The organism is Janthinobacterium sp. LM6 (assembly GCF_002002885.1).
GTDB lineage: Bacteria > Pseudomonadota > Gammaproteobacteria > Burkholderiales > Burkholderiaceae_D > Janthinobacterium > Janthinobacterium kumbetense.
Genome location: NZ_CP019510.1, coordinates 2,345,159 through 2,358,945 on the forward strand (window position 1 = coordinate 2,345,159; position 13,787 = coordinate 2,358,945).

At 62.7% G+C, this 13,787-nt stretch carries 14 protein-coding genes and 3 tRNA genes; 15 read left to right on the forward strand and 2 right to left on the reverse strand.

The window, feature by feature from the left end:
* Positions 1-19 precede the first annotated feature (19 nt).
* The 11 genes from BZG29_RS10480 to aqpZ all read left to right on the forward strand — a co-directional run bounded on the left by BZG29_RS10480 (position 20) and on the right by aqpZ (position 7,368).
* Positions 20-1,096, forward strand: a complete 1,077-nt coding sequence (locus BZG29_RS10480; RefSeq protein WP_077402035.1) for a DUF5694 domain-containing protein — start codon at positions 20-22, stop codon at positions 1,094-1,096.
* Positions 1,097-1,338: 242 nt separating this feature from the next.
* Positions 1,339-1,414 (forward strand) — tRNA-Glu (locus BZG29_RS10485).
* A gap of 123 nt (positions 1,415-1,537) precedes the next feature.
* Positions 1,538-1,613: transfer RNA gene (locus tag BZG29_RS10490), tRNA-Glu, on the forward strand.
* 57 nt (positions 1,614-1,670) lie between these two features.
* Positions 1,671-1,746 (forward strand) — tRNA-Glu (locus BZG29_RS10495).
* Positions 1,747-1,841: 95 nt separating this feature from the next.
* On the forward strand, positions 1,842-3,011 hold the full coding sequence (gene earP, locus BZG29_RS10500) for an elongation factor P maturation arginine rhamnosyltransferase EarP (protein WP_077402038.1): 1,170 nt from the start codon (positions 1,842-1,844) through the stop codon (positions 3,009-3,011).
* A 135-nt stretch (positions 3,012-3,146) separates the two neighbouring features.
* Positions 3,147-3,722 carry an elongation factor P gene (locus BZG29_RS10505; protein ID WP_034758247.1) on the forward strand — a complete coding sequence of 192 codons (576 nt, stop codon included), beginning with the start codon at positions 3,147-3,149 and terminating at the stop codon, positions 3,720-3,722.
* Positions 3,723-3,929: 207 nt separating this feature from the next.
* A complete protein-coding gene (locus tag BZG29_RS10510; protein ID WP_150130854.1) occupies positions 3,930-5,078 on the forward strand; it encodes an amidase family protein in 1,149 nt (382 codons plus the stop codon).
* A gap of 29 nt (positions 5,079-5,107) precedes the next feature.
* Entirely contained in the window at positions 5,108-5,518 is a 411-nt protein-coding gene (locus BZG29_RS10515) for a hypothetical protein (RefSeq protein ID WP_150130855.1), read from the forward strand.
* Between the two features lie 65 nt (positions 5,519-5,583).
* Complete coding sequence (locus tag BZG29_RS10520; protein WP_171984972.1) at positions 5,584-6,042, forward strand: Ivy family c-type lysozyme inhibitor; 459 nt, start codon at positions 5,584-5,586, stop codon at positions 6,040-6,042.
* Positions 6,042-6,452 carry a GNAT family N-acetyltransferase gene (locus tag BZG29_RS10525; RefSeq protein ID WP_077402051.1) on the forward strand — a complete coding sequence of 137 codons (411 nt, stop codon included), beginning with the start codon at positions 6,042-6,044 and terminating at the stop codon, positions 6,450-6,452. Before BZG29_RS10520 ends, BZG29_RS10525 begins: the two co-directional genes overlap by 1 nt.
* Positions 6,453-6,672: 220 nt before the next feature.
* Positions 6,673-7,368, forward strand: coding sequence for an aquaporin Z (gene aqpZ / locus BZG29_RS10530; RefSeq protein WP_077402054.1), 696 nt, complete (start codon positions 6,673-6,675; stop codon positions 7,366-7,368).
* A 37-nt stretch (positions 7,369-7,405) separates the two neighbouring features.
* Here aqpZ and BZG29_RS10535 read toward each other — a convergent pair whose 3' ends face one another.
* Positions 7,406-8,236 carry a helix-turn-helix transcriptional regulator gene (locus BZG29_RS10535; RefSeq protein WP_077402057.1) on the reverse strand — a complete coding sequence of 277 codons (831 nt, stop codon included), beginning with the start codon at positions 8,234-8,236 and terminating at the stop codon, positions 7,406-7,408.
* Between the two features lie 217 nt (positions 8,237-8,453).
* On the opposite strand from BZG29_RS10535, the gene BZG29_RS10540 reads away from it, so the two are divergent.
* The 4 genes from BZG29_RS10540 (at position 8,454) to BZG29_RS10555 (ending at position 12,376) form a co-directional block, all read left to right on the forward strand.
* Positions 8,454-9,605 carry an MFS transporter gene (locus tag BZG29_RS10540; RefSeq protein ID WP_216350386.1) on the forward strand — a complete coding sequence of 384 codons (1,152 nt, stop codon included), beginning with the start codon at positions 8,454-8,456 and terminating at the stop codon, positions 9,603-9,605.
* Between the two features lie 238 nt (positions 9,606-9,843).
* Positions 9,844-11,220: a cysteine--tRNA ligase gene (gene cysS, locus BZG29_RS10545; protein WP_077402063.1), complete on the forward strand. Its 1,377-nt coding sequence runs from the start codon at positions 9,844-9,846 to the stop codon at positions 11,218-11,220.
* A 42-nt stretch (positions 11,221-11,262) separates the two neighbouring features.
* Positions 11,263-11,832, forward strand: a complete 570-nt coding sequence (locus tag BZG29_RS10550; RefSeq protein WP_150130856.1) for a hypothetical protein — start codon at positions 11,263-11,265, stop codon at positions 11,830-11,832.
* Positions 11,825-12,376: a hypothetical protein gene (locus BZG29_RS10555; protein ID WP_150130857.1), complete on the forward strand. Its 552-nt coding sequence runs from the start codon at positions 11,825-11,827 to the stop codon at positions 12,374-12,376. The genes BZG29_RS10550 and BZG29_RS10555 overlap by 8 nt, the downstream gene beginning before the upstream one ends.
* Here BZG29_RS10555 and dbpA read toward each other — a convergent pair.
* On the reverse strand, positions 12,363-13,787 hold the full coding sequence (gene dbpA / locus BZG29_RS10560) for an ATP-dependent RNA helicase DbpA (RefSeq protein ID WP_077402073.1): 1,425 nt from the start codon (positions 13,785-13,787) through the stop codon (positions 12,363-12,365). The genes BZG29_RS10555 and dbpA overlap by 14 nt on opposite strands.

Consider the following 13,787-nt stretch of genomic DNA (forward strand, 5'->3'; position numbering starts at 1 on the left):
ATTACACTGAGGAGACAGGATGCACCGCGTATTTGTCAGTTTTTTTCTTGCTGCCGTCATTCACGTTCCCGTGCACGCGGAGGCGCCGCCTGCGGCGAAATTCGATCCCGGTGTGCTGAAGTTGCAAAAGGGGCCGTTCAATGACGTGCTGGTGCTCGGTTCGCCCCATTTGGTGCAATTGCCAACATCGTTTGATCCGTCTCAATTGAGCTTGCTCAACGAGCGCCTGGCGGGCTGGCGGCCGAATGCGATCGCGATCGAGGCGCTTTCTGGCTTGCAATGCGCTTACTTGCGCGCCTATCCGCAGCGCTATGGCGATACGGTAAAAGCGTACTGCTATGACACTTCCGCCGCGCGGGCCGCCACGGGGCTCGATGTGGTGGCGGCCACGGCGCAGGCGGAGCGTTTGCTGGCCGCCTGGCCGGCGGCGCCGTCCGCCGCCCAGCGGCGCACATTGGCTTCCCTGTTCCTGGCCGGTGGCGAGCGTGCATCGGCGCTGGTGCAATGGCTGCGCCTGCCCGTGGATGAGCGGCGCGCCGGTGACGGCGTGAGCGAGCCCTTGGCCGTGAACCTCAATTCCCTGTTGGGACAGCGCAACGAGAGCTATCAGATTGCTGCCGTGCTGGCGGCGAAGGGCGGGCACGAGCGGGTGCATGGCATGGATGACCATACCTCCGATATGCCTGTTGACGATGAAAAGGCGTATGCCAAGGCGATCAGGGCGGCCTGGAATAATTCCTTTTCGGCCGAGCGCAAGCGCATCCATGCCGGGTTTGAGGGGCAATGGAGTACGCCCGCCGGTGTGCTGGCGATCTATCGCGCCTATAACGGACGCGCAGAGGCGGATCTTGCCTTCCGCGGCGATTTTGGCGCGGCGCTCGAAGAGCCGTCGCCGCAGCGTTATGGCCGCAACTACGTGGCATCCTGGGAGGTGCGCAACTTGCGCATGGCGTCGAATATCCGCGAAATCATGGCGGCGCGCCCGGGCATGCGCGTGCTGGTCATCGTCGGTGCATCCCACAAGGGTTACCTGGACGCGTATCTGAGTCAGATGCATGACGTGCGCATCGCCAATGCGGACGATATCTTGCGCTAAGGAATGCTTTTGCCGCGCCAGACGGTCGGCGCGGTTTTTCCTGCGTGCCCGGCGTGCTGCCGCTTCCATATCTTCCTGCCATCATCCTGTCCTCCATAGGGAGCGATGATTCAAATAAGGTGGAAAAAAGAAGGCCAGCAGTTGATTTCGTGAATCGCTTCGTGTTAAACTTCGCGCACGCTTTTTTGAGGGGCTAAGCAAAGCCTTCAACAAAGAGTCCGCTGAGAGTAAAGCCAGCACAGGTCCCCATCGTCTAGAGGCCTAGGACATCACCCTTTCACGGTGAGTACAGGGGTTCGAATCCCCTTGGGGACGCCAGGATTTAGTTGTAAAGTAAGAGTGCAGTGCTGAATGGGCCTGACAAGTCAGGCTTTTTTTGTTTCTGCCATATTGCTGCAGTACCGGGTCAGGATGCAGATAGTGCATTCAGGACAGATTTCTGTCCCCATCGTCTAGAGGCCTAGGACATCACCCTTTCACGGTGAGTACAGGGGTTCGAATCCCCTTGGGGACGCCAGATTCGCAAGCAGTAACAGGTCGGGATGCGGAATAGTGCATTCAGGACAGATTTTCTGTCCCCATCGTCTAGAGGCCTAGGACATCACCCTTTCACGGTGAGTACAGGGGTTCGAATCCCCTTGGGGACGCCAGACCGGCTGAATCAGCCAACAAAAAAGCCGCCTGGTAACAGTGCGGCTTTTTTGTTATGGGTTGCCATGCCACATTTTTCTCTTCCCCTTTGAATATGCCATTAGCTACCGATCGCGCGCCAACGTTGGCCATCTTCTGCAAAGTCGTCGACAACTACGGCGATATCGGCATTTGCTGGCGCCTGGCGCGGCAGTTGAACGGCGAGCATGGCGTGGCCGTCACCCTGTGGGTCGATGATTTGCCGAGTTTTCAGCGCATCTGTCCTGAAATCGATGTGGCTGCCGAAGCGCAGCACGTGTCCGGCGTTGCCGTGCGCCACTGGCGCGGCCAGGATGGCGTATTTGCGCCGGCCGATATCGCCGACATCGTCATCGAGTTCTTTGCCTGCGACATTCCGCCCGGCTATATCGCCGCCATGGCGCAGTGTTCGCCGCATCCCGTCTGGCTGAACCTGGAAGGCTTGACGGCGGAAGAGTGGGTCGAGGGTTGCCACGCGCTGACGTCGCCGCGCCACGGCATGATCAAGCATTTCTTCTTTCCCGGCTTCACGGACAAGACGGGCGGCTTGCTGCGCGAAGCGGCGCTGGACGAGAAAAGGCTGGCGTTCCAGGCCGATGCGGGCGCCATGAGGGCATTTCTCGGGCAATTCGGCGTGACGGCGGCGGAAATGTCCGCCTTGAAGGTATCGCTGTTCTGCTACCCGTCCGCCCCGGTCGCCGAGCTGTTTGCGGCCTGGCAGGCGGGCAGCGAGCCCATGACGTGCCTGGTACCGGAAGGCGTCGCGTTCGATGCCGTTCAGGCGTTTATCGGCGACGATGCGGCGGTGGCCGGTGCGGCGCGCACGCGCGGCGCGCTCACCGTGCGCGTGTTGCCGTTCGTGCCGCAAGACGATTACGACCGCCTGCTGTGGGCTTGCGACGTCAATTGCGTGCGCGGCGAGGATTCCTTCGTGCGCGCGCAATGGGCGGGCCGGCCGTTTCTCTGGCATATCTACTTGCAGGATGAAAACTTGCATCACGTGAAACTGCGCGCTTTCCTGCAGCGCTATGCGGTCGATGCGGACGGCGCCATCGACAGCCTGGTGCAGGCGGCGCTGGCCTGGAATGGCGCCAGCGCGGACGCCTTGCCGTGGGTGCAGCTGTGGCCCGCATTGCAGGCCGATCTGCCGCGCATCGGGGCGCGCGCGCAGGCCTGGCAGCGGCAGATGCAGGCTAATGGCGATCTGGCAAGTAACTTGCTGGCGTTCGCTGGCGCGACGAGATAGGCGCTTGCCAAAAATTAAGGTAAAATGCCCGGTTATTTCTAACGTATTTTTAACCGATCAAACGCAAGCTTGCGGCGCTGATGGCGCACAGGCGGCAGATGGTCTTCATGCAACCCACTTTTTACGTACATTCCTATGAAACCCGCAAAAGAAATTCGTGTTGGCAATATCATCATGGTCGACAGCAAGCCAATGATCGTGTTGCGTTCTGATGTCAACGGTTCGAGCCGCACGGGCTTCACCTACAAATGGAAGATGAAAAATCTTCTGACGAACACCCCGATGGAAAACGTGTTCCGCGGCGACGACAAGTTTGACGTTGTTGTTCTGGATAAAAAGCCAGTGACGTATTCGTACTTCGCCGACCCGCTGTTCGTGTTCATGGACACCGAGTACAACCAGTACGAAATCGAAGAAGAAAACCTGGGCGAAGCGCTGAACTACCTGAAAGATGGCATGGAATGCGAAGCCATTTTCTACGACGGCAAGGCTATCTCCGTTGAACTGCCTACGACCATCGCCCGTCAAGTGGTGTACTCGGAGCCAGCGGTCAAGGGCAATACTTCGGGCAACGTCCTGAAAGAAGCCAAGATCGAAAACGCCATCGACGCACACCGCCACACCGTGCAAGTGCCGCTGTTCGTGGCACAGGACGACGTCATCGAAATCGACACCCGTACCAACGAATACAAGCGTGTCGTACGCAACTGATAGATTCTTGCACTGCGCCGCTCGCATGGCCCGGCATATGCCGGCCTGGATTGCCGCAATGCTGGATCACCAAGAAACGCTGCCTTCGGGCGGCGTTTTTTTTTGCTTAAAAAATAATTCCCTTCAACAACAATTGTGTTGCAAGGACTGCTATGCTATGGCTAGAACATTATTGCGGTAGAAACATTGAAGTTTCCTGGAGATAGCATGCAGCGCAGTCAGATGTTACGCAGTGGCGCGCCCCGGAGCGTGGCGCGTCCCGTATTGGCCCGTGCCACGGCGCCCGCCAGCCCGATGGCTCATCTGCTCGATGCGGGCGTGTTGCCGCAACAGCAGATGATGCAGGCAGGCAAACTCAGTTCCCATGCGCTGACGTCGCAGTACCTGGGGCGCATCCGTTCCCTGTGCAGCATCGGCGCGCGCGCCTATCCCGGCATTGAAATCAACCCCGATGCGCTGAAAATCGCCCTGGAAATGGATCGCGAGCGGCAGGTGCACAAGGTGCGCGGCCCCTTGCACGGCATTCCCGTCGTCTTGCGCGACAATATCGCCACGGGCGACCGCATGAAGACGCGCACGCAGGCGCCCCTGGCTACCCATGCCAGCTGCGATTCCTTTGTGGCGGCGCGTTTGCGCGCGGCTGGCGCCGTCATCATCGGCAAAAGCAATTTGCGCCAATGGGCTGCCGTCAGCGTGCCGCATGCCAGTGCCAGCTGGGCCGGGCTGACCATCCTCGCCGTCGACAGCGCGGCGGACGGCTCCATTGTCGCGCCGGCTTCAAATTGCGGCCTGGTCGCCATCAAGCCCACGGGCAGGACTGCCGAGGGGCAGGGCGGCGAGCCGGCCACGGCCGGACCGATGGCGCCCAGCGTGCGCGAGGCGGCCTGGCTGCTCGCGGCCTTGAGCGGCGAGCGCCTGGCCGATGGCGTAGTGTTGGATGCCGCCGGCTTGCACGGGCGCCGCATCGGCGTGGCGCGCAGCCTGTTCGGCCTGTGTGCCGGGACCGATGCCGTGATCGGGCAGGCGCTGCTGGCGTTGCGCGAACAGGGTGCGGAATTGATCGAGATGCCGCCCGCGCCCGAACCCGGCGGCATCGAAGCGCTGCTGGGCTCGCACAGCCTTGATGCGCTGGTGGGGCCCACCTGCCATGGCGTGGCGCAAGCGCCGTCGGCCTTGCCGCATATTACGGTGCCGGCCGGCGTGGCCGGGGGCTTGCCGGTCGGCTTGTCCTTCATCGGCCCTGCGCACGGCGACATGCAACTCATCGCGATGGCGTATGCCTATGAGCAGGCGACTTTGCACCGGCGCACGCCCGCGTTGCCGTCGAGCATTACCCTGGCGTTGCGCCTGCCATGATGATTCTTTTCGTTTTCTTTCGATAAACTATGCTTGCAACCTTGCTGCTGACTGCGGCCGTGACGGCCATCCCGACTCCCTTTGATGCCGCGCAATTGTCTGGCAGCTGGTCCGACAGCGTCAATACGAATAGCGTTTGCGAAGAAGCGCGGCACTTTACGCGCATGCAGCTGTCTGACGATCATCAGCGGCTGGCGATCTTCAGCGACCGGACGTGGAAAAGCAAGCTGGGGGAAACCAACCGCTTTGCCGCGACGGTGGTAGCGGAAACGGAGTACAGCCTGACTTTGCGCTATGACAACGAAACCCGCCTCAACGCCGCTGGCAAGCTGGTGGAGTGGCAGTTGATCATCGTCGCGCCCGGCGTGTACCGTTGGCGCGAGACGGGATGGGCGGAAGGCAAGGTCAACGGGGTCGTCGGTATCCGCTGTTCTCCCTGAGACGGGCGCACAAGCATGCCATTCTGCTATGCTGCCGGCATTACCGAATGCTTTTAGGAGATTGCATGTCCGCACGTTTGCTCTTGCCCCTGTTCCTGGGCGCCGCCGTGGCGCTGGCCACCCTGACGGCGCACGCGCGTACGCCCCAACTGTCGCTGATCGAGCAGGCGCAAAGCTGCGACGGCGGCCACACCTGCCCGTACTTCCCCGACGTCTACAAGGCGGACTATGCCTTTCGCAAGGCCTTCAATATCGGCCTGAAGAAGGCCGGCCTGAAGCGGCAGCGCTGGGTGCCGAACGGTGTGGCGAGCCCGCTCAAGCCCGTCGAGATCGACGGCAAGGCGCGTCTGCTGAGCAGTGTCTGCGAACCGCACAATTGCGGCCACCGCTACTCCATCCTGTACGACCCGGCCGAGCGCAGCATGACGGGCGTGTATATCGGCAGCGATGGCAAGGGGGGCTCGCGCACCGTCTACTTCGGCGAACCCAGCATCGCCGAAGCCGACCTGCTGTTCAAGAACTGATGCACGCGCCACTGCGCATTTCCAGCGAACGCGGCGAGCTGGACGTGGACATGATTCACCGCTACCTGAGCGAGCAGTCGTACTGGAAGCGCGGCGTGGCGCTGGAAACGGTGCGCAAGGGCATCGCCAACGCGCTGTGTTTCGGCGGCTATGTGGATGGCCAGCAAGTGGCGTTCGCCAGGGTCATCACCGATTACACGGATTTTGCCTACCTGCGCGACGTGTTTGTGCTGCCGCAATATCAGGGGCGCGGCTATGGCAAGCAGATCGTGGCCGCCGTGCTCGGCGATGCGCGTGTGCGCGATGTCGTCTGGATGCTGGGCACCGATGACGCGCATGGCCTGTATGCAAGCTTTGGTTTTGCGCCACTGGAGGCGCCACACAAATACATGCGCCGCCCGGCATCATGATAGTTATTAAAGTAATAGTTTATTCCATGAAAACCATTAATATTGTTGCATGAGATTAATGTTGCATTGATAATGACAGCATGTCATTATTCGCGCTCTGCAGCGTGCAGTGCATTGCTGGTGCTGTGCTTTGCCGTCGCCTCCGGGCGCGGGCAAAGGTGGTGAGCGGTCCGATTGGTCGTCCCTGGCACGTTTTCTCGTCACTTTAAAGGAATACATCATGAAACAATATGGCGCCGAATTTCTCGGCACGTTCTGGCTGGTACTGGGCGGTTGCGGCAGCGCCGTGCTGGCCGCCGCCTTTCCCGGCCTTGGCATCGGCTTTGCCGGCGTAGCGCTGGCCTTTGGCCTGACGGTGCTGACCATGGCCTACGCCATCGGCCACATCTCGGGCTGCCACCTGAATCCTGCCGTCTCGATCGGCCTGTGGGCCGGCGGCCGCTTCCCCGCCAATCAACTGTTGCCGTACATCATTGCGCAAGTGCTGGGCGCCATCGTGGCCGGCGGCGTGCTGTACGTGATCGCCAGCGGCCAGGCCGGTTTCGACGTCAGCAAGGGCTTTGCCTCGAACGGTTTCGGCGCCCATTCGCCGGGCGGCTATTCGATGCTGTCGGCGCTGGTCATTGAAATCGTGCTGACGATGTTCTTCCTGATCGTCATCCTGGGCGCCACCGACAGGCGCGCACCGGCCGGCTTCGCTCCGCTGCCGATCGGCCTGGCGCTGACCCTGATCCACCTGATCAGCATTCCCGTCACGAATACCTCCGTCAACCCGGCCCGCAGCACAGGCGTGGCCCTGTACGTGGGCGACTGGGCCACCAGCCAGCTGTGGCTGTTCTGGCTGGCACCCATCATCGGCGCCTTGCTGGGCGCGCTGGCCTACCGCTTGATTGCCGGCGAAAAAGAATCAGCTTGAACATGTAAAAAAAGCAGCCCGCGGGCTGCTTTTTCGTTTAGTCGGCGGCGCGCCACTCGCTCAGGTAGTGCTGCGGCGTGCGGCCCAGGATGCGGCGGAACATGGCACTGAAGGCGCTGGGGCTGGCGTAGCCCAGCGCATAGGCGATGGCCGCCACGCCTTCGCCCCGGTCCAGGCGGCAGAAGGCCTCGGCCAGGTGGACTTGCTGCAGCCATTGGCGGTAGTGCAAGCCCGTTTCCTTGGGGAATAAGCGGATCAGGGTGCGCGCGCTGGCGCCCGCATCCTGCGCCCAGTCCTCGATGCTGCGCCGGCTGCCGGGCGCGTCCATGATGGCCGAGCAGACGGCCACCAGGCGGCGGTCGCGCGGCCAGGGGATGGCGATGGGCACGGTATCGGCGGCCGTCAGCTCCGACAGGATCAAATGCGCCAGCCAGTCGCCGCGGCCCGCCAGCGCATATTCGATCGGCTCGGCCAGCAAGGCCAGGATCAGCTCGCGCAACAGCCGGCTCACTTCCAGCACCTTGCAATCGGCGCCATATTGGGCCGCCACCTGCGCGTCGATGTACACGGTGCGCATGCTCAGTTCGCTCAAGATGTGGACTTCATGCACCACGCCTACGGGGATCAGCAGGGCGCGCCGCGGCGGCAGGATCCATACGCCGTGCTCGGTGGAGACGCGCATCACGCCTTCCGTCGCATACAGCAGCTGCGCCCGCACGTGGCTGTGCGGCGCCGTATAGTCGCCCGCCGCATATTGCCTGGACATGGCCGTCACGGGGCGCGGCACGTGCTGGTAGTCGTGCGAGCTGGTGCTGCGGCTGAACGGCACGCCATCGGGATGGGTCTGGGCGGGTTGTTGGGTGTACATGTGGGGCGCGGGCTTGTCTCTTGGTTGTCACTTGGGCGACGATTATTGGAAGTTATCAGTTCAGTGACCATACTATACTGGCTTCTTTGCCGGGCCGCCCGCCGTGCCCGATTATTGCGGATGACACATGCACACAACCACACCTGCTCCAGCATTGGCCACGCCCGTGCCGGCGGCGCCCTCGCTTCATAGTTCCCAACAACAATCCGGTCTGGCCATGCACATCCTGGGCGCCGTTGCCTTCGTGCATTTGCTCAATGACTTGATCCAGGCATTATTGCCGTCGATTTATCCGATGCTGAAAGCCGAGTTTTCACTCAGTTTTACCCAGGTCGGCCTCATTACCCTGACGTTCCAGTGCACGGCATCGTTGCTGCAACCCTGGATCGGCTTGTACACGGACCGCCGTCCGCTGCCGTTCCTGTTGCCGGTCGGCATGTGCTTTACCCTCGCCGGCGTGCTGATGCTGTCCATCGTCTCGACCTTCCCGACCCTGCTAATCGCCGCTGGCCTGATCGGCGTCGGTTCCTCGACTTTCCACCCGGAAGCGTCGCGCGTGGCGCGCATGGCGTCGGGCGGGCGCTACGGCTTTGCCCAGTCGCTGTTCCAGGTGGGCGGCAATGTCGGTTCCGCGCTGGGGCCATTGCTGGCGGCTGCCGTCATCGTGAACCGTGGCCACGGCAATATCGCCTGGTTCAGCCTGCTGGCCGTGCTGGCCATCGGCGTGCTGTACAAGGTCAGCCACTGGTACAGCGGCCACCTGGCCAGCTTCAAGCCGAAAACGGGCGGACATGGGCCGAACTTGTCGCGCAACAAGGTGATTGGCGCGCTGGGCGTGCTGGCGCTGCTGGTGTTCTCGAAGTACATCTACATGGCCAGCCTGTCGAGCTATTACACGTTTTACCTGATCGATAAATTCCACCTGTCGCTCGGCGATGCCCAGCTGTACCTGTTCCTCTTCCTCGCCGCCGTGGCGGCCGGCACCTTCATGGGCGGCCCCATCGGCGACCGCATCGGCCGCAAGCGCGTGATCTGGATTTCCATCCTGGGCGCCGCGCCATTTACCCTGCTGCTGCCGTATGTCGACCTGCTCTGGACGGCTGTATTGACGGTGATCATCGGTTTCGTCATTTCTTCCGCGTTTTCCGCCATTGTTGTGTTTGCGCAAGAACTGGTGCCGGGCAAGGTGGGCATGATCGCGGGGATATTCTTTGGCCTGATGTTCGGCGTCTCCGGCATCGCGGCGGCCGCCATGGGCCACCTGGCCGACGTGTCGGGCATCGCCTATGTGTATAAAATCTGCTCCTATCTGCCGCTGCTGGGCATCCTGACGGTGCTGCTGCCGCATATCGAGCAGGCGAAGAAATAAGCGGGTGACGCGGGAGGGCTTGACGGCCCGCCCGCGTACATGCGATATTTGTCCCATGATCACTTCCATCCTCTATCCAGCTTTTGCATCCGGCGCCGCTGCTGCGCCGTGTCCGCGCGCATGGCTTCGTGAGGATGCGGCCCGGCGCCGTTAAACTTTTTACTCCTCATTCCGATGGCCACAGTGTTGAAAAACCTGTGGCCATTTTCTTTTTCCGCAACGCGCATAAAAGTCCCGCATGACACTTCATTTGTACGATACGTATAGCCGCAGCCTGCGGCCGTTTGAACCCATCGCCCCTGGCCAGGCGGGCCTGTACGCCTGCGGCCCCACCGTCTACGATTACGCGCATATCGGCAACCTGCGCACCTATCTGTTCGTCGACGGCTTGCGCCGCGCGCTCGCGTTCAACGGCTTGCAAGTGCGCCACGTGATGAACATCACGGACGTGGGCCATTTGACGTCGGATGCGGACAGCGGCGACGACAAGATCGAAGCGCGCAGCCGGCGCAGCGGCGAGTCGGCCTGGGATATCGCCGCCGCATTCACGTGCGCGTTTGAGGACGATTTGCGCCAGTTGAATATCCTGCCGCCCACCGTCTGGTGCCGCGCCACCGACCATATCGCGGAGCAGATCGCCTTCATCGGCGACCTGGAAGCGAAGGGCTACACCTACCGCACGGACGACGGCATTTACTTCGACACGACGCGCCAGGACGATTATGGAAAACTGGCGCGCCTGAAGCGCGACGGCCTGCAAGCGGGCAAGCGGGTGGAGCTGGGCGAGAAGCGCGATATCTGCGACTTCGCGCTGTGGAAGTTCAGCGGCGTGCCGGGACAGCGGCAGATGGAGTGGGACAGCCCGTGGGGCCTGGGTTTTCCCGGCTGGCATATCGAATGCTCGGCCATGGCGGAAAAGCACCTGGGAACCTATTTCGACATCCACTGCGGCGGCGAAGACCACGTGGCCGTCCACCATAGCAATGAGATCGCGCAAACGCAGGCGCGCCACGGCACGCGCCTGGCCAACTTCTGGCTGCATGGCGCCTTCCTCAAGACGCAGGAGGCGAAGATGTCGAAATCCTCGGGCGACTTCTTGCGCTTGCAAAGCCTGGTGGAGCGGGGCGTCGATCCGCTGGCCTACCGCTACCTGTGCCTGGGCGCCCATTACCGCAGCAGCCTCAATTTCACGGATGAAGCCCTGCGCGCCGCCAGCAGCGGCCTGGCGCGCCTGCGCGTGGCCGTGTACGGCCTGGGGGAGGAGGACGGCGAGGCCGATCCCGCATGGCTGGCGCGGTTTACTGCCTGCGTCAACGATGACCTGAATTATCCGCGCGCGCTGGCCATGGCCTGGGATCTGCTGAAAAGTGCGCTGCCGGACGCCGTGAAAAAGGCCACCATGGCCCGTTTCGATACGGCGCTGGGACTCGATCTGCTGGCCTGGCAGCCGGCGCAGCTGGAAGTGCCGCAGCAGGTGCAGGCGTGGATGGCGCAGCGGAGCGTCGCCCGCGCGCAGCGCCAGTGGGTCGAGGCGGACCGCTTGCGCGCACTGGCGCGTGCGGCGGGCTTCGACATCGACGATACGCCGCAAGGGCAACAGGCGCGGCCTTTGTGAAGATGTCCTGCATAATGGCCGTCTGATGAAACTGGAGATGCCGTGAAGCGTCGTGTGCTGCTATTGAGTTGTTGCCTGGTCTTTTCTGCCGCGCAGGCGGCCAGCGAGTGTCCGGGCTTTCCCGCACTGGCCACGTCAGGCGAGGCGCTGCTGGCGCAAGTGCGTGCGCTGCCGCCCATCGGCATCGACCGCGAACGGCAGGCGTGCGCGCCGGCGACCGTCATCGACTTCGCCTACAGCGGCGGCACCTTATGCAGTTTTGGCGGCGAGATCGAGGCGGCGACGGCCGCTGTCACGCGCCTGGCCGATGGCGGTGAGCTGGTCGAATACCTGTACCTGTTCCCATACGCGCCGGCCACGCATGCGCGCTTGCTGGCGCTGCTGGCCGCGCGTTTTAATCAAGTCGACAAGGCGGCCTGGCCCACCTTCCTGCAGGGGAGCGCGCCGGGCAAGGAAACCACGGCCCTGTTCACGCATGGCGGCTTTTATATCTCGCTGGGCAAGCCCACCGCAGGCGATCCCGCCGAGTGGTATTCGAATGTGATCTTTGAAAAGAGGGATCAGCCTGCGCTGGGCGTGCGCAAGGTTTGCCGGGAGGGGCGCGATGGTTGAAGCGCAAGCCTTTCCCGCAACATTGACCGACACCGTGGTGCAGCTGCTGCCTGCGCTGGCCCAAGGCCAGCTGCACGCGCCATCGGCACCGTTTGACGTGCATCAGGATGGCCGGCTGCTGCGCATCCCCGTGCGCACCTATTACCACCGAAAGCAGCTGCTGGCCTGTACGCGCCTGCCCGGCGACGCGGGCGTGCTCGCCCTGTGCCTGGGCACGCGCCACCATGACGGCCATTTGCGCGAAGCGTGTGTAAAACAGCTGTTGCTGCAGGAGCGGGCGTGGACGGTGCCGTTCGTCGTGCACCTGTGCGGCGAGTACGTGCTGGAGATTGTCGAGGTGATTGGCGCGGCGCTGCTGGCCTGGAATACGGAAGCGCTGGCGCGCTATCTGCGGGAGAACCCAGCGTATGTGGACACGCTGGAGCGGCGCAGCATCAGTTACTGGAGCTGCTACTACCGCGGGCAGTATCCCGTGAGGGAAGACTACCCGGGATGCAGGACCATGGCGGCCCTGCGTGCAGTGCAGCAGCTTACGCCTCGATAAAGCGCATCTTGAAGCTGCGGCCCTTGATGTTGCCGAAGTCGCGGCCCAGGGAGTTACCGGCGTTGAGGCGCTTGAAGGCCGCTTCGGCCACCTTGCGGTCGAGCGCCACGTAGGTCATGAATTCGAACACGTTGATCTTGCCTACTTGTTCCTTGGTCAGGCCCGCGTCGCCCGTCAGCGCGCCCAGCAAGTCGCCCGGGCGCAGCTTGTCCTTCTTGCCGCCCATGATGCACAGGGTGACCATCGGCGCCGGCAGCGCCTCCATCCCGTCATCCTCGGCCAGCTCCTTCAGGTCGTGCCATTCGGCGGCGCTGTTCTGGTATTGCTCGATCAGCTTGACCCATTTTTTCTCGTTCGGCGCGCACAGCGACAGGGCCAGGCCCTTCTTGCTGCCGCGGCCCGTGCGGCCGATGCGGTGGATGTGCACTTCCGTGTCCTTCGACACGTCGACGTTGATCACGGCGCCCAGGTCGGAAATATCGAGGCCGCGCGCGGCGACGTCGGTGGCCACCAGCACGGAGCAGCTGCGGTTGGCGAACAGCACGAGGATTTCATCGCGTTCGCGCTGTTCCAGCTCGCCGTACAGGGCCAGCGCGGAAAAGCCTTGCTGGCGCAGTTCTTCGGCCAGTTCGCGGCAATGCACCTTGGTGTTGCAGAAGGCCAGGGTCGATTCCGGCTTGAAGTGCTTCAACAGCTTGCCGACGGCGCCATTGCGCTCGTCGAAGCCGATTTCATAGAAGCGCTGCTCGATCTTGTCGTTGTCATGCTGCGCTTCGACCGTCACTTCCAGCGGATTGACGAGGAACGACGCCGTGGCGCGGCGGATGTCTTCCGGATACGTGGCCGAGAACAGCAAGGTCTGGCGGCGCGCCGGGCAGGCGCTGACGATGCCGGCGATTTCCTCGTAAAAGCCCATGTCCGTCATGCGGTCCGCTTCATCGAGCACCAGCGTTTGCACGTGATTCAGGTTGATGGTGCCGCGGCCCAGGTGGTCGCGCAGGCGGCCCGGCGTGCCGACGACGATGTGGGCGCCGTGTTCCAGCGAGGCGATTTGCGGGCGCATCGGCGCGCCGCCCGTCAGGGTCAGGATCTTGATGTTGCCGGCCGCGCGCGCCAGGCGGCGCAATTCATTGGCCACCTGGTCGGCCAGTTCGCGCGTCGGGCACAGCACCAGGCCTTGCACTGCAAACCAGGCCGGATTGAGCTTGTGCAGGATGCCGATGCCGAAGGCGGCCGTCTTGCCGCTGCCCGTTTTCGCCTGGGCGATCAGGTCGCGGCCATCGAGCACCGCCGGCAGGCTTTGCGCCTGGATGGTGGTCATCTCGTGGTAGCCGAGCGAGTCCAGGTTGGCCAAAAAGGCGGGCGTCAGCGGCAGGCTGGAAAAAGAAGTGGTGGCGGAAGTGGTGTTCAT